At 29.6% G+C, this 20,421-nt stretch carries 17 protein-coding genes; 8 read left to right on the top strand and 9 right to left on the bottom strand.

The genetic code is table 4. The features are described from left to right. Positions 1-33: 33 nt before the first annotated feature. The 3 genes from ACNQ2T_RS01900 to ACNQ2T_RS01910 all read right to left on the bottom strand — a co-directional run bounded on the left by ACNQ2T_RS01900 (position 34) and on the right by ACNQ2T_RS01910 (position 4,939). A complete protein-coding gene (locus ACNQ2T_RS01900; RefSeq protein WP_418035853.1) occupies positions 34-1,824 on the bottom strand; it encodes a lipoprotein 17-related variable surface protein in 1,791 nt (596 codons plus the stop codon). A 98-nt stretch (positions 1,825-1,922) separates the two neighbouring features. Beyond that, a complete protein-coding gene (locus ACNQ2T_RS01905; RefSeq protein ID WP_418035854.1) occupies positions 1,923-3,830 on the bottom strand; it encodes a M13 family metallopeptidase in 1,908 nt (635 codons plus the stop codon). 146 nt (positions 3,831-3,976) lie between these two features. Further along, positions 3,977-4,939: a hypothetical protein gene (locus ACNQ2T_RS01910; protein WP_418019953.1), complete on the bottom strand. Its 963-nt coding sequence runs from the start codon at positions 4,937-4,939 to the stop codon at positions 3,977-3,979. A gap of 426 nt (positions 4,940-5,365) precedes the next feature. Between ACNQ2T_RS01910 and ACNQ2T_RS01915 the strand changes: the two genes are divergently transcribed. From ACNQ2T_RS01915 to eno, 3 genes are all read left to right on the top strand, one after another. Then, entirely contained in the window at positions 5,366-6,274 is a 909-nt protein-coding gene (locus ACNQ2T_RS01915; protein ID WP_418035855.1) for a hypothetical protein, read from the top strand. Positions 6,275-6,289: 15 nt separating this feature from the next. Continuing rightward, positions 6,290-7,105: a hypothetical protein gene (locus ACNQ2T_RS01920; protein WP_418019951.1), complete on the top strand. Its 816-nt coding sequence runs from the start codon at positions 6,290-6,292 to the stop codon at positions 7,103-7,105. A gap of 972 nt (positions 7,106-8,077) precedes the next feature. Then, entirely contained in the window at positions 8,078-9,439 is a 1,362-nt protein-coding gene (gene eno, locus ACNQ2T_RS01925; RefSeq protein WP_418035856.1) for a phosphopyruvate hydratase, read from the top strand. Positions 9,440-9,632: 193 nt separating this feature from the next. Here eno and plsY read toward each other — a convergent pair whose 3' ends face one another. After that, positions 9,633-10,484: a glycerol-3-phosphate 1-O-acyltransferase PlsY gene (gene plsY / locus ACNQ2T_RS01930; protein WP_416755428.1), complete on the bottom strand. Its 852-nt coding sequence runs from the start codon at positions 10,482-10,484 to the stop codon at positions 9,633-9,635. Between the two features lie 63 nt (positions 10,485-10,547). Between plsY and def the strand changes: the two genes are divergently transcribed. The 4 genes from def to ACNQ2T_RS01950 are packed head-to-tail and all read left to right on the top strand — an operon-like array spanning position 10,548 to position 13,912. Then, the gene (gene def / locus ACNQ2T_RS01935; protein ID WP_416741712.1) at positions 10,548-11,105 is read left to right on the top strand and encodes a peptide deformylase; all 558 of its coding nucleotides are present in this window, start codon (positions 10,548-10,550) and stop codon (positions 11,103-11,105) included. Beyond that, the gene (locus tag ACNQ2T_RS01940; protein ID WP_418019931.1) at positions 11,105-12,445 is read left to right on the top strand and encodes a TrbJ/VirB5 family protein; all 1,341 of its coding nucleotides are present in this window, start codon (positions 11,105-11,107) and stop codon (positions 12,443-12,445) included. The genes def and ACNQ2T_RS01940 overlap by 1 nt, the downstream gene beginning before the upstream one ends. Before the next feature lie 13 nt (positions 12,446-12,458). Then, on the top strand, positions 12,459-13,352 hold the full coding sequence (locus ACNQ2T_RS01945) for an MSC_0882 family membrane protein (protein ID WP_418035857.1): 894 nt from the start codon (positions 12,459-12,461) through the stop codon (positions 13,350-13,352). Beyond that, on the top strand, positions 13,352-13,912 hold the full coding sequence (locus ACNQ2T_RS01950) for a DJ-1/PfpI family protein (RefSeq protein ID WP_416755425.1): 561 nt from the start codon (positions 13,352-13,354) through the stop codon (positions 13,910-13,912). The genes ACNQ2T_RS01945 and ACNQ2T_RS01950 overlap by 1 nt, the downstream gene beginning before the upstream one ends. Before the next feature lie 94 nt (positions 13,913-14,006). Here ACNQ2T_RS01950 and ACNQ2T_RS01955 read toward each other — a convergent pair whose 3' ends face one another. The 5 genes from ACNQ2T_RS01955 to ACNQ2T_RS01975 form a co-directional block, all read right to left on the bottom strand. Continuing rightward, positions 14,007-14,813, bottom strand: a complete 807-nt coding sequence (locus ACNQ2T_RS01955) for a PQ-loop domain-containing transporter (RefSeq protein WP_418035858.1) — start codon at positions 14,811-14,813, stop codon at positions 14,007-14,009. Between the two features lie 100 nt (positions 14,814-14,913). Next, positions 14,914-15,753 carry an HAD family hydrolase gene (locus ACNQ2T_RS01960; protein ID WP_418035859.1) on the bottom strand — a complete coding sequence of 280 codons (840 nt, stop codon included), beginning with the start codon at positions 15,751-15,753 and terminating at the stop codon, positions 14,914-14,916. Between the two features lie 109 nt (positions 15,754-15,862). Further along, positions 15,863-16,195, bottom strand: coding sequence for a histidine triad protein HinT (gene hinT / locus ACNQ2T_RS01965; protein ID WP_418006431.1), 333 nt, complete (start codon positions 16,193-16,195; stop codon positions 15,863-15,865). After that, positions 16,195-17,469 carry a HinT-interacting membrane complex lipoprotein P60 gene (locus tag ACNQ2T_RS01970; protein ID WP_418035860.1) on the bottom strand — a complete coding sequence of 425 codons (1,275 nt, stop codon included), beginning with the start codon at positions 17,467-17,469 and terminating at the stop codon, positions 16,195-16,197. Before ACNQ2T_RS01970 ends, hinT begins: the two co-directional genes overlap by 1 nt. Continuing rightward, entirely contained in the window at positions 17,469-19,691 is a 2,223-nt protein-coding gene (locus ACNQ2T_RS01975) for a HinT-interacting membrane complex protein P80 (protein WP_418035861.1), read from the bottom strand. Before ACNQ2T_RS01975 ends, ACNQ2T_RS01970 begins: the two co-directional genes overlap by 1 nt. Before the next feature lie 72 nt (positions 19,692-19,763). On the opposite strand from ACNQ2T_RS01975, the gene ACNQ2T_RS01980 reads away from it, so the two are divergent. Beyond that, the gene (locus ACNQ2T_RS01980; RefSeq protein WP_418035862.1) at positions 19,764-20,315 is read left to right on the top strand and encodes a hypothetical protein; all 552 of its coding nucleotides are present in this window, start codon (positions 19,764-19,766) and stop codon (positions 20,313-20,315) included. The last annotated feature ends 106 nt before the right edge of the window (positions 20,316-20,421 follow it).

The following is a 20,421-nucleotide window of genomic DNA, read 5'->3' on the forward strand; positions in this document are numbered from 1 at the left end:
AAATTAAAAATGAGGTAACCCCTCATTTTTAATTTATGCTATTTTATTTTCTAATGCAAACATTGGAATAGATTGTGGAATTTGAATTGTAGTACTTGAATTATTATTTCCTGTAGCATCTTGTATTTCGATTTCTAATGTGAAATTTCACTTGAAGTTAATTCCATTATTTCCATCACTAGGTTTTTGTAATGTAAAATCGCTTAAGCTTTTTGTATCAATAGCAATTCGACCAATTTGGAAGTATTTACCACCTAGAATTCTACTTTCTAAACTTGTTGCCAATTCATTTAGCGATTTATTCTTGTAATATACGTTAATATATTGTTTAAATGAATCAAGGAAGTATTCAAGTTTCTCTCCACTATTATTGTTTCAAGCTAGACGTGTTAATATTGCATTTGAGCCACCTAGTTGTCCCATAATTCTTTTAAGATCATCACTATTTGTAATTTCAAATGTTTTTTGTTCCTCAGGAGATAATGCCATAAAAGTATTAACTAGTTGTCTGTATTGTGTTCTTTCCATAAATCCGAATGAATCAGGAACCACCATAAAGTCTTTGGCTAATTCTGCTTCAGTTAATTTCTTAAATCCTGAGAATTTAAATGATTTATAGCCAACTTGGACATTTCCTAGACCATTTTCTGGATTATACTCTAATGAAACTGTCACATATAATTCACCCGTTAAGTCATTTGGGTAATATGAACAAGATACAATAATAGGTTCATTATTTAAACGTTCGTATTTTTCATTTAAGTCAAAAAAGTGATTTCAGAAGTCTAGTGTAATAGCTTTTTTACCAGCAAAGAATGAAGGATAATAATTGTAATCAATGTTGGCTTTTACTTTTAGCTGATTGTTTAGTACATATTGTAAATATTGCTCATTTGAATAATCAAGTCCAGATAAATAATCAAAAGTTCTATGATATACAGTAATTGGCTTTTGGATTACAACTTCACCATCCTGATTTAGCATTTCTGGATGGTAAGAAATGCTAATAAATGCACTTAATCTATTTCTTTCTTCACTTAGGTTAAATGAATTGACACTAAAACTGTCATCTTTTAAGACATCAAATGCGTTCCCGTTAAATGATAAAACAACTGAACTTAAATAAGGCTTAATTTCGCTAAATGGTTTACCAATGAAATCTTTTGAAGTTTTTTGTTCTTCCATAATCTTAGTTGTATTTCAATCAACATTTAATACCATTGTGCTTTTTACTATAAATAAATTTGAAATATTAAACACTTTATTATCAAGTGAAATACCTTTATAAGTTCCTTTTACAGTGAAACTTAATGTTCCTGTTAAGTCATTAAAAGCAGTTACTTCAACTTCAGATAACTTGTAATCATCATTGCTTAGAACTTTATCACTTAAAATTGAATATGCCTTGCTTGCAGTCATTTCACTATTTAAGTTATAAAGTGCAATTAATCCTTTATATTCGTTGATTGTAAGTCCATTATATATTCCACCTTGAGTATTTTCATCAACTGCTTTGTCACCTTGGCCTTGATTTAAATTTCCATTTCCTGTATCTGGTTCTTTAGCACCTGGAGTTGGGTTTGGTTTATCCTTATCAGGATTTGGCTTTTGTCCTGGTTGAGTATTTTTGCCTGGGTTGCCTTGATCTCCTTTACCAGGTTTGTCTCCCTCACCCGGAACAATAGGGGTTGGCGCAGGTGCTGGTGTTTCTTTATTATCTGTCCCTTGCACTTCTTTTTCAGTTCTACCACAAGCGATAGCTGCTAGTGGAAGTAAACTAAAAGATCCTAATCCTAAAAGTGTAAATAGTTTGATTTTCTTCATTTTTCTCCTTACAAACTTGTTTTTTTATAAATTTGTATTATTTTATAGGAAAAAGTAAAAATTCCAAATAAAAATGTCCCAAAAAGGAACATTTTACATTATCAAATTTTAATTCTTTTTTCAGGTGCTAAATACATTTTGTCTGATTCTTGAAGTTTGTATGTATCAGCAAATAAGTCAAGGTTCATCATTAAGACATTTCCTCTTTCTTTAGCTGGTGAGTGTACATCTGTTTCAAGTAATCTTCTAGCATAACCTTCACCAGATTTTTGCCTTCAAACTCTAACTCAGTTTTCGAAGAATTTTTCAGCTGAGAAGTCAGCTTCTTTTTGTGCAGCTTCAAGTGCACAAGCAACACCACCAATATCAGCAATATTTTCTGATACTGTTAATTTACCATTAACTTTTCCATATGGTGTTTCACGTGTGTCATATAAATCAATAACTGCTTGAGTTTTTTCAGCAAATTTAGCTCTATCATGATCAGTTCATCAGTTTACCATTGAACCATTTTCATCAAATTGAGCTCCATTATTGTCAAATGCGTGAGAAATTTCGTGTGCAATTACTGCTCCAATTCCACCAAAGTTAGCTGATGAAGATTGATTAATATCGTAATATGGAGCTTGTAAGATAGCAGCAGGGAATACAATGTGATTTCCAAATGGGTTAAAGTAAGCATTAATTGTATCAGGTGACATTCCTCAGTATTTAGGATTTACATGTTCTAAATATTGTGACATTTGATATTCATACATAATTTGATCGAATGCAAGTACATTTTCAAATACATTTGAGCCTTCTTCATAGGTGTGAGTGATTAATTGAGCATAGAATGGTTGGATTTCTTCAGGGTATCCTACCATTACACCTAATTTAGAAAGTTTTAAGATGGCTTTATCTTTTGTTGCTTGAGTTAATCAGGTATTTTCTTCTAAACGCTTCTTATAAACATCAATCATGCTTGCTACCATGTGTTCAACATCTTTTTTAGCTTTTTCACCAAAGTACTCTCTAGCATAGTACATACCAAGAGGCATTCCGAAGTATTTTGTAGCTACGTCATAGGCATATAATTCTAAATCACGTGGTTTAGCAATTGAGTAAAGTACATTTTTAAAGTGTGAAGCTTTTAATCTAGTTTCTTCAGACATAAATGAAGCAGCATATAATAAGTTTTTAATAAACATTAATGATCTGAAAGCTTCAAAGTTAGCTTCTGTATAAATCTTGTCAATGTTTTGAACAAATCTTGGGTTTGAACATGAGATTTCTTTAACTTCTTTGTTTACTAGCTCTTCAACAATTTTCTTAATATCAAATGTTTTAACTGTTTCTTGATATCATGCAATATCTTTTAGGTTGTATAAAGAAGTGTAGTCAGCTTTTTCTTCATTAGAAAGGACAAAGTCTACTAAGAAATTGTCAAATTCTAAAGCTTGAGCAACCATTTTGTTAGCTTGTTCAGTTGTTTTACCATATGAAATAAGTAAATCAAATGACATTTCTTTTCAAGCTGTTAAAAGTTTTTCTTTTTGTGTTGGGTTTGCATATGTTTCTTTAGATCCTAAAATTAATCTTGGATCTTCTAATCATAAAATGTATTTTTTATTATCAATAAAGTCTTCACCGATTCCAAATGGTAATGGTAATGAAGAATATCTTTTATCAAAAGCAGCATAATTATTTGCTAAATCTTTAAAACTTGTTAAGCTTTCAATTTTATCTAAGTGCTTTCTAGCTGGTTCTCATCCAAGTTGTGCTCTTTTTTCAGTATTAACAAGCATTTGATATAGTTTGACATATTCATGAATCATTTTATCAGCTGGTAAAGGTTGTTTTCCTGCAGCTCAGTTTGCAGTTAAACCTTTTAATAATTTTTCAATTTTAATATCTAATTCACCGAAACAAGAAATTGAAGCACGATCTGCTGGAATTTCTGTATCTCTTAATCATTCGAAGTTGACATATTCATAAAAGTCATCTTGTAATCTAGGTTTATTCATTTTGTCTCCTTGTTTTTAAATAATAATATTTAAATTATACTTTACTTTTCAGTTATGAAAACACAGTATATAAATCATTAGTATCTGCTTCACTTAAATACTTTATCACTTAAAATAACTTATCTTAAAATAAGCATACTCAGTAATTATTGCGATAATAATAGTAATAATTTATGCAGATTAATACAATACTTATTGTTTTTAAATTCAAGGGCTTGCATCGCAAGTAATGATTTACTATTATCACTTATTGTCATGTGCGCGACAATATAACTGAAAATTTGTAGAGTCTTTTCATCAGTTTCAAACCAGTAATAGTAACCATATCTTTTAACATCAATAATCCCCATTTTCGTCATTGACATATCTATATAAACGCGAAATTCTTTTTTTAATTGAAAAATATTTTCAATTTGTTTTATTGTTTTGATTATTTCTTCATCATTTTTTAATTTATTAAGTAAATCAAATACTCGACTCAAGCTTTCAATATATTCTTGGTTTGGTAGAATGCTAATCAAAAACTTGTGAAAATTTTCATCGATTAAATTACTATAAGGACTATTTTTATATACATACATTTCATACGGAATATTAAAAAACATAGATTCTTTTACTATATTTATGAAATTCATATTTGGTAGTTTTTCTAGAATTTTATTCAAATCCAAAAGGCTATTAATTATTTTTTTAGTTCTTGGTTTCGTTTTATTAATAACATAGCTTGTGAGTAGCTGACAAACTTTAAAACCAACCATCATATCTAATTTAATTACTTTAATATCACCAATTTTTTCTATATATGAATCAGGTATAGCTTTGAATTTCATACATTCTAGGTTTAATATTTTATTTTTATTACCGATGATTTTTATAGAATTATAGAATTCGTGATTAATAGATTCTTCAACTACTTTGTAATTCTTTTTACATATTTCTCAATATTCATTTCTTTTATATAGATCATTATCGTTAAACAATAAAATATCAATATCATTTGGCATTCTTTCTATAACTCCTCTAATATATAAGGAATAGCTTCCTTGAAGAATATAGTTTTTATCTCAATATCTTAAATCCTCGATCAAATTAATTATCTTTTCTTTCATAATTAAATTATATTTTTATTTTAGATAATTGCTAATAAGATAAATAACATATACACACTTATCCAAATGTATATCTTATATAAATTAAAATTTTTGACATTTTTATAAATTTTTCACTTATATTCAATTAAAAAGATTTAATTAATAAACGCCTTAAAGAAAGATTTTTTATTAATTAACAAAATAATATAAATTATATTTGCCTGAATTTTTTAAAAATACTAAGAACTATTTTTACTAAAAATATGAATATAAAAATTGATTTTTCTTTTCTCAGCGCACTTTTATGTCTATTTATTAGTATAAAAAGTTATGCATAAATATTATCCTTAGAACAGAAACCATTTCCGGAACAATCCCCTTGATATGACGTGTAGGCTATATTATTGCTATAATAAAATTGGACAATTGTCCGAAAGGAGTAAGATGAAAAATGAATTAATAAATTTAGTTGTTGCTGTCGCTAATACAACAAATGCGATTAATCCAATCAACACAAAAACCACTGAATCAGACAATGAGCTCAGTTCAAAATTAAAACTATATATTAGCTCTTTTTCTGAATATGAAAAAAACGTACTATTAGCCTACTATGATGAAGTAGATGAATTATCTAAATCTCATTTTTTGAGAAATTTATGAATCTATAAATTTACAGAATCTACATTGACTACAAAGAGATATAATTTTGCCACTAGAAATCTTCATGAATCTGATTTAAATAATTCAGATAAATTAAAAGAACTCGCAAGTAAGCTAACAAAGATTCTTACCAATAAAGCTAACGAATACCAAGCTGAATCAGATAAAAAATATAAGGATGGTGGAGCTACATTAGGTGCAGGAAACGCTGGCGTAGCACTGCTAGGGGCATTTTTGTGGTTTGCACCATGAATTGCTGCTATTGCTGCTATTCCTGTAAACGCAGCTGGTGGAGCTTTAATTTCTGAAGCAAAAGACTTAAAAAATAAAGCTAATCAGTTAAATAACAAAGTTGCTAATATAAATAAGACTTTTTCAGATTTAGGAAACGATTTTGCAATTGTTTCTGCAATGCAAACAACAGCATTTGAAAATATGACAGATTCTGAAAAAAATAAATATAAGACCATACTACAAGAAATCATAAATAATTGTGTGCTTGTTGTCTCACAATTGGAAGGAATTGCTGTAGAAATCGATGACAAAAATGCTAAAAATCAAATTAATGAAGTCAAAAATATTGTTTTTGAATTAAAAAATTCAATTATTAATGAAATTGACTCAATACAGCCAAAAGTTGTGCCATCAACATATTCAACCTATAATTCAGATGATTACGATGAAGGTTATTAATATTTTAGGAGAAATATGATCGCTTATACATATAATGTAAATAATGATAAAAATAGTGATAGCCCATATATATTGTATTCAATTGCTATGAATGCATTTTTTAGGCTTTCTGACAAAGATAAAAATAAAATATTAAATAACCTTAATATTACCATTGATAAATTTAATAGTTTGTTTCCGGGATGGTTGCGCATTAAAGAAAAAACTCTCAGTAAAGATGATACTATATCAATTATTGAATTTAATAAGCTGTTAAAATTAATATCAGATAAATTACAACAAATGAATAATGATAATTCTGCAATTCTTAATTCACATACTGACTCTGAATATGCAAAGCTAGGAAATGATCTAATTTCAGCTGCCTCTTCATATTTAGAACATTGTGGAAGTTTAGCTTTAACTCGAGTAGGGGCTAAATGAGTCAATTGATTAAGTTTCATTTTAACATTGAAAGATGCACAAGATTTTAATGCAGATTATCTTAAATTTAAAAACTTAATTGATAATTCTAATAAATTTTATGAGTTAAATTACAATCTATCTATGTCAATAGCAAGATACTTTGTCTATATTAACGATAATAAAGAAAATTCGATTTCCACTTATAGTGAGACTTTGGAAAGAGTAAATAATATTTTGATTAATTTAAATAATTTGTTCTTATTTCTCAAACAAAATGGAATTCCATACGAAAAAAAGTCAGATGTACTTTCAGCACTATTGCAAATTAATGAAATATTTATCAATGAAAAAAATCAATTAGTTACAAAGATAAATGATTTAAAAGAAATAGTTAATGATGATGAAGATTATGGATGAGGATATTAAAATGAAACGTGAAAACTCCTGAATAATATTCAGTTTTTTACTCATAAGCTTTGCCTATATAGCAATATTTACCGGACAATTTGGGGCTATATTAGGACTATCACATTTTAATTGAAAAGACAGAAATAATACAATCGGGAACATTATTTATCTAATCGACCTTGCCTTTGTCTTTGTCACCGAACTTTTATATTTTATATATCGTGTTATCAGCGATTTTAATGTACAAGTTAGATTATCTAGAAAGTTTAGAAATCAAGAATTTTGTTTTAAAAACAGAACGACAAATAAATTTATAGGTTGGATCTATAAATATGTTTATTTCAAAAAAACAGATAATACTGAACAAACAAATTTAAAATTACCATCACTGAACAAAAGTAAAATTAAGCTACATATTTATTTAGTTTTTTGATGTTCAGTTGTTATCAGTTTATTATCATTGATAATGAATATATCATATACAGCATGATTCTGTAGTACAAATCAAAATGCATATCAATCAATATTTATATATACTATTTGAGTGTATCAAGTAGTTGCAGTATTATGATTATTTTCTTATTTACGCTTTCGTACTTATTACTATTGTAAGAAATATAATTTACAATATGATATGTTTGATGAAAATAACCATTTAATCAGATGGATTCTAGGCAATTATAGTAAATGACCTTATCTACATTTTTCAACTGTGTACAATGCGTTTGGCTGAAATGACGAATACAAGTAAGAAATATAGATACTATATTTAAATGAAGCTGGCATAACTGCCAGTTTTTTTTCTTAGCCTATAAAAACCATTGAATAAAAGTTACATTATTAGTATTTTTAATTCCAATTTTATAAGACATTTTTTCTAAAAATACAAAATTACCACTTTTATAATAATGCTATAATTCTAATAATCTTTAGATAAAGATTAATTATTTGCAAATAAGACAAAATCTTAAATTTAAAAAGGAGACAAATATGTCAGCAATTACAAAAATTCATGCACGTGAAATTTTAGACTCACGTGGAAACCCAACAGTTGAAGTTGAAGTATTCACAGAATTTGGTGGATACGGAATCGCTAAAGTTCCATCAGGTGCTTCAACAGGTTCACGTGAAGCTCTTGAATTAAGAGACAAAGGATCAGAATTTGAAGGTAACTGATTCGGTGGTAAAGGTGTTATGTTAGCTGTTAACCACGTTAACAACGACATCGTTCCTCACATCTTAGGAATGGAAGTTACAGACCAACGTAAAATCGACATGAAAATGATCGAATTAGATGGTACAGAAAACAAATCTAAATTTGGTGCTAACGCTATCTTAGGAGTTTCTCTTGCTGTTGCTAGAGCTGCTGCTAATGAATTACAAATCCCTCTATACAAATACTTAGGTGGATTCAACGCACACGAATTACCAGTTCCTATGTTAAACGTTATTAACGGTGGAGAACACGCTTCAAATACAATCGACTTCCAAGAATTCATGATTATGCCAGTTGGTGCTAAATCATTCAGAGAAGCTTTACAAATGGCTAACTTTGTATTCCACAACTTAGCTAAATTACTTAAAAAACACGGACACGGTGTTCAAGTTGGTGATGAAGGTGGATTTGCTCCTAACTTCAAATCACACGAAGAAGCTTTAGACTTCTTAGTTGAAGCTATTAAAGCAGCTGGATACACACCTGCTAAAGAAGGTAAAAATGCTGTTGCTATTGCTATGGACTGTGCTTCATCAGAATTATACGAAGATGGAATTTACACATTCAAGAAATTAAAAGCAGCTATCGAATCTAAAAAACCTGGATTTGAGCACTTAGAAGATGTTAAATTATCATACACATCAGATGAAATGGCTGAATACTTAAAATCACTTGTTGCTAAATACCCAATCATCTCAATCGAAGATGGATTTGCAGAAAGTGACTGAGCAGGATTCAAGAAATTTACAGCTGAAATGGGTGATAAATTACAAATCGTTGGTGATGACTTAACAGTTACAAACACAGCTATTCTTAAACGTGCTATTGAAGAAAAATCAATGAACTCAATCTTAATCAAAATTAACCAAATTGGTTCAATTACAGAAACATTTGATGCTATCCAAATGGCTCAAAAAGCAAACATGACAGCAGTTGTTTCACACCGTTCAGGAGAAACTGAAGATACATCAATTGCTGATATTGCTGTTGCTATGAACTCAGGACAAATTAAGACAGGTTCATTATCACGTACAGACAGAATCGCAAAATACAATCGTTTATTAGCTATCGAAGAAGAACTTGGTTCATCAGCTGAATTCAAGGGAATCAAAGCTTTCTACAACATTGTTAAATAATTTATTCAACATAATAATTACGTTCCATTATATGGAGCGTTTTTATTATCTTTTGCACTATGTCCTAGAGATAAAGATAATAAAAAGCTCAAGGATATAAGCCTTGAACTAACTATTTAAATTACTTTTCGTATAGATATATTTAAGCTTTATAAAACCATCTATTTTACATTTTAAATTAAAGAAAAATGCACTATTGTGCATCCTTTTGTTCTTTCTTGTTTTTGCTTCATTTTCTTTCTTCACCTTTTAATAGGCGTTGAATGTTACCTCTATGTGTAAATAAGATAAGTGCAACAGCACCTAAATATATAAATCCAGTATAAATAGAAGCATAGTTAACAACATATGTTCCAATGTAATGTATAAATCCTCTTTGATCCGGGGCAATTAGTTGTAAATCAATTGTTTTAGTTCATCCAAGTCATTGATAATTTGTAGCTCATGCTATAACGCTATTGCTCATTCATGGAACAAATACAAATGGAATTAATAATACAGCTGCACTCATACTTGCAAGTGAAATATATTTCTTTCAGAATGCTACTGTAAAGAATATTACAGCTGCAATAGGTAATAATACAATGTTATAACTAATTATTAATCCAATGCTGCAAGCTACTCCTTTTCCACCTTTAAAGCCAAAAAAGACTGGGAAGCAGTGGCCAAGCACAACTCCAAAACCAGCTAGCATTGGCACAGCAATAATTGCTTGGTATTGTTGAAATGACATTTGGTTTACTGGTCCTCTTGAAGAAACTTGAGGAGCAGCATTTACTCAATAAGCAATACCTGTAGCTATTGCAACAGCTGCAATTGTTTTGAAAACGTCTATGAGCAAGATTAAAACACCAACTTTTACCCCAAAAACTCTAGATGAATTTGTGGCTCCAGCATTTTGTGAATGTTGCTCACGCACATCTTTCTTTAAAAACTTACTAAATATGATTGAAGTATTTAGCGAACCAATTAAATATCCCATTACTAAAAAAGCTATATTTAGGACTACAGTGGTAAAAACTACAATATTATAATTTCCGTTCATATTCACCTTTCTATAATTAATATATTAATTATAGTAATTTTCTATATATATTATAATTTAAATATGAACAAAAAATATGATATTAAAATAGTACAGTTACCAGACCCTGTACTTAGAAAAAGATCACATGATGTTCCAATTCCTCTTACAGATGAGGATATTGATTTAGCAGAGAGAATGATCTATCACATTGATGATTCTCAAACTGAAGGAACACAATTCCGTCCAGGAGTTGGTGTTGCTGCTGTTCAATACGGAATATTAAAAAATGTATTCTATGTTTTTGTCCAAGACGATAAGGGTAATGTCTTATTTAAAGATGTTTTATTTAACCCTCGTGTTGTGGCAAAAAGCAATAAAAAAATAGCCCTAGATGAAGGAGAGGGTTGTTTATCAGTTGATGAATCATGGCCAAACCAAGAAGGCTATGTACATCGCTCAGATCGTGTTGTAGTCGATGCTTACAGCTACTACAATAGAAAATGATTGCGTTATGAAGTATCAGGTTACATTGCAATTGTTTTCCAACACGAATTAGACCACTTAGATGGTCACTTATTTATTGATCGCATTTCTCGTAAAGATCCTTGAAAAAAATTACCTAAGGCTCAATACTTATAATGAACACATTATTTGAAGCTGCTGCTAGTGCTTCAGCACAATCAGCACCTAATTCAACCACAGGAATTCAACAACTTGATGATATTGTTAAAACATTAAAAAATATTACTACCTCAGTTGGTAATGCTGGAGTTTGACTCCCAATTGTAATTGTTGTTTTATTTGCATTAGCTTTTGTGATTGGATTTTGATTCAATTACAAATGATCTATCTTTAAAGTAGTCGCAATTGTTTTAACAATGATTATTTCTGCTGTGGTTTATAAATATGGATCAGATCTTGTACATTCACAATTAAAAGATCAAAAAGAAGTCGATCAAATTATTAGGTCAGGACTACCATTTGCCTTGACTGTTTTAGCAATGATAATTTACTTATCTCTTAGAGGATTCTTCTTTGTTATTACATTTATTATTCACTTATGTACAATTAATAAACGTAAAGATAAGAAAACAAAAAGAATCGCATCTGGTAAAAGAGGAAACAGAATTTGAACTAGATTTTTATTTGGTACCACTAATGCTGTTTTAACTTTACCCGGAACACTTTTACTTTCAAACGTTGTAACTACAGCTATGGTTAATGATACTTCAACCTCTAAAGCTACAACTTTTGGTGTTAAATTAATGACAGCTGGTAAAGGTGCTTCACTTTCAGGAATTGGGGTTGGTACAGTTTCTCTAATTGAACTCTTCCAAAAAGGTTCTAAACTATTCCAAACTCTTCAAAACCCTGAAAATAAATGAACTAAAGAACAACTAAAAGAAATAGTTGATACTTTAAATTCTTCAGCTGCTTTATTAAATAACCCAGATGTTAGAAATGTTATTTCTCAAGCTGCTAAAGAATATGCTGCAGATAATGCTAAATTAATTGCTACTGCCTCAGGAGCTCTTGACTACATTAGCAATACTAGAGATAAACTTAGAGAACAAAATCCATTGTTTGATACATTATCTGCTCAAGAACAATCTAAACAAGTTACAGATTATGCAATTAATCAAATTAATTCAATTAAGAATTATGAAGATTTAGGCATAAATAAAGATGTTGTTTCTTACTTAAATGTTGCTAAATATGTAATTTCTTCTGTATCTGATGATACAAGAAAAGCTATAGCACACATTGCTGCTGAAACTCTTAATGCAGATAAAGAAATTAAAGATCAAATTAATACTGAAGCTGTAGTTAATGCTTTATTTGAAAGCTTATCTAAATTTAAAGTTACACAAGCTGAAGATAACAAAGAAAACGCAGACAAACCTAAAACAGCTCAACCAGAAACAAACACTAATACAAATTCAAACGCTAATGCTCAACCAGCAATAGCAAATAACTAGGAGAAAGTGATTTATGAACTATTCACAAAATAATGGTGATTTACATCAAATCACTACTCAAGTACCTCAAACACTTGAAACAACTGTTGAATCACAAGTTGCTTCAGATCCTCAAAGAATCATTGCAACACCTGTATATAACGTAATTAGAAGAGAAAAACGCCTAACTATCATGCAATTTCTTTTCTGATTCATTCTATTTTTAGTGTCAATAGCTGGAATCTTAACCAACTATTTCCTAAATAGTAGAGTTGATAAAAACCAAGGTATTGCTTGATATGTATTAGTTGGAATTGTCTTTCTAGTTTCTTTAAGCTTATTTGCTAAAGCTTTAACTAAAAATAAAGCTTGAAGACGCACAGAACAAATGTGTCGTGATAACTATCGCAATGGTAATCTAGCTGCTGTAACAGTTATTTCTGATACTTATCGTGCTATTCGTTTTAAATTATTACGTTTATCATGATTATTTGCTTTCTTCATGACTTATTTTGCTCTCTTTAATGGAGTTATCTTATTACTTCTAAACCTATGAGATGGGCATTGAGTGCTCAATGTTGATAAAGCAAACTTAAAATTAAATCTTGATTTAGATTGAGAAAAAATCCTTAATGGTGCCTTTGGTAATGTTCATGTATTACTTTATGTAGACTTAGCAGTTGCAATTGGATTTACAGTACTTTTTGTTCTAATGGTTATGTATGATCGCAAACGTTACATTGAAGCTTCTACCTTCCTTGGAACTGATGCTACAGCTATTAAGAATGCAGTTAATGCAGAACTTAAAAGTGAAAATAAAGCTTGAATTAAAGCTTATATCATTGTCTTTATTATAGTTGTCTTATTACCATTAGCTCTACTATGCTACTTAATTTGAAAAGGTGTCCTAAAAAGAGGTAAGAAATAATGAAACTAAAATTACTAGTTATAATAGAAGATAAATTTAACGATGTTGAATTAACATCAACTCTATCAGTGCTTAAAGCAGCTGATGTAATTGAATCAATAACTTACTATGCTCCAGAAATTTCTTCAGCTACAGGTCAATTTGACTTAGCTCATGTAGATAATATAGTTCACCAATATAATCTTGAAGACTATAATGCTATCTTTATTCCAGGTGGAAAAGGTTGTCAAACTTTAAGAAACAATCCAACTTCACTAGCTGTTATTAAAGAATTTTATCAAGCTAATAAATACTTATTTGCTATCTGTGATGCTCCAAATGTTTTAATGGAAGCTAAAATTTTACCTCCTTACATTCACTATTCTTCATATCCATCTCAATGAAGTCTTCCAACTCGTGGAAGCAACCGTTCAGATGAAATGACTAGTTGTGATGGTAAAATCATTACAGGTAAAAATGCTTTTGCAGCTCCTGAATTAGGACTTAGAATCATTCATGAACTATTTAGTGAAGAATTATCATTACGTACCTACATTAAAATTAATGGAGATCAATATTAAATATAATTTCTGCCTTCGGGCAGATTTTTTTATGCCTGCAAGCAAAGTATAAAAAAATCGCTATTGCTAGCGACTTAATTACTATATCAAGCTACTATTTGTTAGCTTGAAGTGAACGATTTACCCCTTTACTTAATAAGTACTTATCGTGAAGAGTATATCCAAGTTGAATACTGAAAATTGTTAATGAAATTATTTGTCAAATTAGTCCAGCGATTAATGATCCGTAGTTTGGTTTTGGTTCATATGATTGTAATCCCATTCCAAGTCCTCATCAAATGATTCAGATAATGTTGTTTACAACATATAATACATACATTCAGTATGTAACACCTTGTCATTCATTTGTTTTGAATGATTGAATTAATTGAGGTGTGAATGCTAATGTTGTAGCAGCAGGGAAGACAAATCCCATTACTGTTGAAACTGTGTCTGGTAATTTGAAAAAATAGTGACCAGGTAGTCTATTGTAGTCTACGATGTAGAATACAATAAATACTGTACCAATTAGGTATGTAGCAAGAACACCAAGGTATCCTCACATTTTTTTCTTAGCTGAAAATTCTTTCTTGTGTTTATAAAGAAGAATAGTCATAACTCCATTTACAAATAAACTGATTCCGTCAGCAAACATAACGTTAAGCATAGCTTTATTTAAGTTGTTTGTTGCCCCTCAGATAACTCATAATAAGATTCCAACGTGGAAAATTCAGAATGAAGTGAAACTTACGTTTCCTGTTCTTTTTTCTTTGATAAGTTTAATTAATTGAGGAACACTTAAGGAAATAATGAAAACAACAGTTAATCAAATAAATACTTGAAATGATACATCTAAAGCTTTAGGCGCTTTAGTAACTGCTGCTTGTGCTCCTTCACTAAAAAATTTAACTATATTTTGCATACTGTTATATTTTAACCTATTTTATTTTTTGTATTAATTTATTTTAGACTTATTTCAGGGCAAAATAGGCCAAAAAATCAGCCTAAAATAAAAAAGATGCCTAGAATAAAGCACCTTCAATTATTTGATTTAAAGTGTGACCAATTGTACCTGTTTGGTGATCATCAATTACTAAGTTAGCTGCCTCTTTAGCTTCTCTTGTAGCATTTCCAACTGCTATTCCAAACTTAGCTCCCTGAATCATATTTACATCATTACCACTATCTCCAAAAGCCACTAAGTTTTCATCACTAAGTCCAAGTAATTCTAGAACCCTTTCTACTCCTACAAATTTGGAAATATCTTTTGGATTGACATCAGTATAAACTGAATTAGTTAGGTAAACTACACAAGGTAGATCTTTAGTAGCCTTTCTAATATCTTCGGTAATTTGTTTAGCCTTTTCTAGTGGGTTTCTAAGTGCTATTTGAGTTATAACACTATCTTTAGCTAGTACTACATTTTCTAGGTGATCTAAGGTAGCAATATTTAAAATATTCATATCCATAATTTGTTCCTTAGACATTCATTTTGGAAAATGATTGTTAGGAAGATATGAACCATTGTAATCAATGGTATCTACAGTTAAGATTAAATCGTTTTCCAAAGCCTTTTCCTTTAAAATATAAAACACTTGGTTAGGCACTGTGTTTAATACATTAATACTTTGCTTGTTAACATCATAAATTAAAGCCCCATTAGAACATACTATGTAATCAACATACTTAATTGTTCCATCTTTTAGTAAAGGTAAAACTTTTTGTAGCCCTCTCCCTGTAGCAATAATATTAACATTTCCTGTTTCTTGCACACGCGCTAAAGCTTTTAAGGTATCAGGGTGTATTGTATTATTCTTTCTTAATAATGTTCCATCTAAATCATATGCAAATGCTAATTTCATAAGCCCTCTTTCTCTTTTTATTTTACTCGATTTTATTATTTTTCTCATACGCGTAAAAAAACCAAAATAACTAGGACATAGGTATTTTGGTTAAATTATTGTGTGACTTTTATTTAGAATCTTCTTCACGGTAAGGAATTACGTGAATATGTGTATGGAAAACAACTTGGCCTGCTGTTTTTCCAGTATTAATCATTATTTTAAAACCAGGTATTCCTTTTTGAATAATTTCTTTATCAGCTAATTGGCGAGCTATTTTCATAGCATATAAGAAGTCATCTTCACTATTAGCTAGAATATTTTCTTCTTGAACTTTAGGAATAACTAGGAAGTGCCCTTCTGTTTGAGGAAAAGCATCATAAATAGCTATTACTCTATCATCTTCATAAAGAACTTTACTTGGAATTTCTCTTTTAATAATCTTTGTAAAAATTGAATCCATTATTTAGCAATAATTGCCATTCCTTCTGTTTTAGCTTTTAGCGCATCATCAACTGTAATTACATAACCTAAAGCTACAAAAGCACTTTGAGCTTTCTTGTATAAGTTATCATCGCTAACAGCAAGTAATATTCTTAATCGATTTAGATCACTTGCAAATGGTGTTTCATCAAATGAAAGAATCTTGCTTTCAACTTCTTTTTCTTTGCCATCTTCAGTGGTTTTGGTTTTTACAGTTTTACCAATTGGAGCAATTTGACTCATGTATGCTACATTAATTGTTTTTCCATCTGCAGAAGCAGCAATTGAACTAGCTAATTTTCCATTTTGATCTACTGAAACAATTTTATTATTAATAGCATCATAGAATCCGACAAAAATCTTATCTTTAGGTGTATTTAATAAATCATCAACTGAATATGATATGTTAAATGAGCTAGGCATAGCCATTAATCCTTTAAATCCACCCATTGTGCTTTGATATGGAGCAGTTTGATTTAGTAATAAAGCACTTGTAGCAATATCACCTGCTGTAGTTGATTTCTTAATTAAATCTTGATATTGAGCAATAGTATCAATTTGATAATTTCCCATAGTAAAGATGTTGTTTGCATTACTGTCTTGGTATTGTCATAATTGCACTGTTTTGTTATTTACAACATAGTTAATTAAATTGAATTGATCTAGTTGGAATTTTGTTTTATATAGTGAAGCTGATGAAGAATCAACCTTTTCTAAATCAGCTAGATTACTGATTTGGAAGTATTTGTTAATTAATAATAATTTATTAACTGTATAAGCTACATTAGTTTGAGCATTATTATATAGTACATTGAATTGTTCTTGGCTTAAGTTAGCTTTGTAGTATTTACTTGAAGTTCCTTGAGCATTTGAGCCATCTAAAAAGCTTACAAAAGCTTTTTGGTCATCATTTGAAAGAATTCCAGCAGCTGCTCAAGTATTTAATTGAGTTAATAAATAAAATGGATTGTGTTTTAAGTTCTCATTAGCCACAAAAGCTTGGTATGCTGCAAATGCATCAGCTTTATAAGCATCATTTGAAATTAAATTTTGGTCTTGAGCTACTGAATATAAGTTTTTTAAAGTAACATCAAGTCATTTTCCTTCAATAATTTGTGTAATTGAATCTTTACTAAAATCAGCATCTTGTTTTCTTTTAGCATCAGTATCTTTATCAACACCACAAGATACCATAGCCACAGGCATAATAGCTGCAGGAGCTAATAATAAAGCATGTTTAAATTTGAAGTTCATTATTTATCTCCTTTAGCGTTTTTTCATAAGTTTTGACTTAAGTATTGGTAAATTGTATCAAGTGCTGATTTTTCACTCATTGTTGTATTGTTTGCATATGAGTATACTAGTTTAGCAAGTCCATCTACAACTTCAAAGTTGTAACTTGTACCTGTTGCAAATTGTGCTTTAACTCATGTATCAACATTCTTTAATAAATCAAGTAATTGTTGTGTTTGTTTACCCACAAGTACACTAGCAACTTCTGTTTTAATGTTGTTAATATCTGTATCAGTGTACTTCTTGTTATCATTTGATGCATTATCTTGTGCTTTAATGTATGTTACAAAGTCTGAATTATTTATTAGTGATTCAATAACGCTTTCAGGTGAAACCTTAGTTGATAATTTATTTGTAACATTGAAGTAAGTCTTGTTTCCGGCTGCATAGTTTTGAGCATCCTTAGCAATAAATGCTTTAAAGTCTTCTAATGAATTAATTTGATCATATCTAGCTAATAAAACGTCTTTATCGGTTAATAATACATAAGCATTATCCATATCACTAACTCTTAGAACTACAGGAACTTTTTTACTTGCTGCATTACCAGCACTTGTTTCTACAGCAAAGTCTCAGTTATAGAATTGCTTAAAGAATGTAGTCATATCAGCAGTTTTAATGTTTGCAACTACTGTATCTACTACCTTGTTAAATTCATTAACTTTAGCTATTGCTTCTTGCATCGTTTTAGCTGCTTTTGCTTCTGTAAGTATCTTTGTATAAGCTGCAATCATAGCTGGTTGTACATTTGAAGCTGCTGTAATTTCAGTTAATTTTCCAAGTTCAATTGAAGGAATGTTGTTTGCATCATTATTTCCAAAAATTGCTGTAGCAAATACACCTAAACCTTGATCAATTGAGCTAGCTAATAATTCTTCTACACTTGTTAAACCACTTGTACCTAGAGTTGAAGAATCACTTTGTGTTAGTGCACCTAAATACGTTTGATATTCAGAAATAGCATTGTTATATGCGCTTGTAGCTTGATCTTTAGTTTGTAAAGCATAACTTTGTGCTGTTTTCATTGCTAATAAAATTGACATATTAGATTTAATATCAAACTTATCGCCATTTGGAATAACACTGTATTTTAATAGGTTGGCTAATGTAGCTTTTTCTTTATCATCACCTAAAATTCATGGTTGGTAAATATCTGATTTATTTGTTTTACCAGCTAGTTTATAAACTGTTGGTAAAACAACTTTGTTCTTGTTAAAATAGCTTTCAATAAATGGAGTTGGAGATTTTAAGTCTTTTACTACAGTTACTTTACCATCTACCATTTTTGTTTCAACTACAAATGATCTAGTCAATAAAGTTGTTACATTGTTAGAATTATTTGGATCAACAAAGTAGTTAACACCTTCTTTAAAGTATGGGAATACTTTATCTCCTTTTTTAAATAAAATGATTGGTTGACCATTTGCACCCTTAATTTCGCCACCATTTGCGTCTAATTTCTTAATTGGTCTGATAGCTACTCTATTGATGTAATCCATTGTTTGTTTTTTGTATTCTAATTGATATCTTCTTTGTGCTTCTGATTCAATTTGTTTAAATACTAAATAGTTTACAGCTTGAGTTTCAGTTAAACTCTTTCCATATTCTTCTTTGCCAATAATTTCATTGAATTGTTTTTCCCAGTTTTCAAATCCATAGTTTTTCTTTAAGTTAGATTTTAGATCATCAATTTTAGCTTGAACATCTTTTTTAATTTCACTTAAAGATTTTAAAGCGATTGAATTATTAGGATCTTCCCCATTAGGTAGTGAGCCATTTCAAATTTCTTGGAATTGTAAAGAAGCTGCATATTCTTCTTGGTAAAGATATTCAATTGTTTTGTGGTAGAAGTCATCAATTTCTTTAGCTGCTGCAACATCTTTTGAATTTACAAGGTTTTGAAGTGTTCCTGCATTTGTAGCAGCTAATTCTTTACCATCTGGACCCATAAATTTAACAACAGGTGTCTTGCTATCAATAGCATCTTTGTAGTTTACTTTTGTTACATTGATTGTTAAAGGAATAGCAATAGCTGCTACAATCCCAACAAAGATTGTTGCTCCTATTGCAATAGTGGCCTTATTTCTTTTGGCTTTATTTGTACTATTCTTTTCGTGTTTTTCATCATGTCTATCATTTAGTTCTGTTAAACGCTCAAAGAATGATTTTTGTCTCTTTGCCATTAATACCTCGTTTTCTTAATTTAAAATAATATATTTTAAATTATAGCAAATTTATTAATTTATAATTCTAATATGGAATACAGAGAAATAGTAGAAGCATTTAAATCATTAAATGCACTAGCTAAGGAAGAAAAATTTGTTTATTCTTTAACTTCTTCTTCCTTACAGCAAGCTTTAAATGGTGAAAAGCTAACAAATCCAATTACAATAGCAATTTCATTTTCAACCTTATTAAAATTAAAGTTTTTTTATCCAGAAAAATTAAATTTACCTCCAGATAATAGTTTTGATGAATTTTTTCCAAGTTTACAATTAGGAAATGTTGCCTTTAATTTATACATTTTAACTGAGTCTAATCGAGATATTATTTCTTCTCGTTTAATTAATAAAGTACTATCTAAAGTAAACAAAGGTAAATGGTGTGATATTTTATTAACCTTGGATGAAATTTTTAGTGAGGAACCTTCAATTTGATCTTATTTATATAGAGATAATGATGAGATAATTAAACTAGATGCAATTACTCGTATGAATCCTTATTATTATAATGTTGTTAAAGTCGAAGATGAAGAAGTGCCTTATTTAGACTATTTTAAAAATGAAATAAAAAATGATGTCGCTTAGACATCTAATATGTCAGAGCAAAGCTCTGTTTTTTATTCCATTTTTAAAAAAGTAATAAAAAAAGCGACGCCCTATTTTCACATCTCTGCTATCGTCGGCGCTAGAG

The sequence above is a fragment of the Mycoplasma haliaeeti genome (assembly GCF_048284645.1).
Taxonomy (GTDB): domain Bacteria; phylum Bacillota_I; class Bacilli_A; order Mycoplasmatales; family Metamycoplasmataceae; genus Mycoplasmopsis.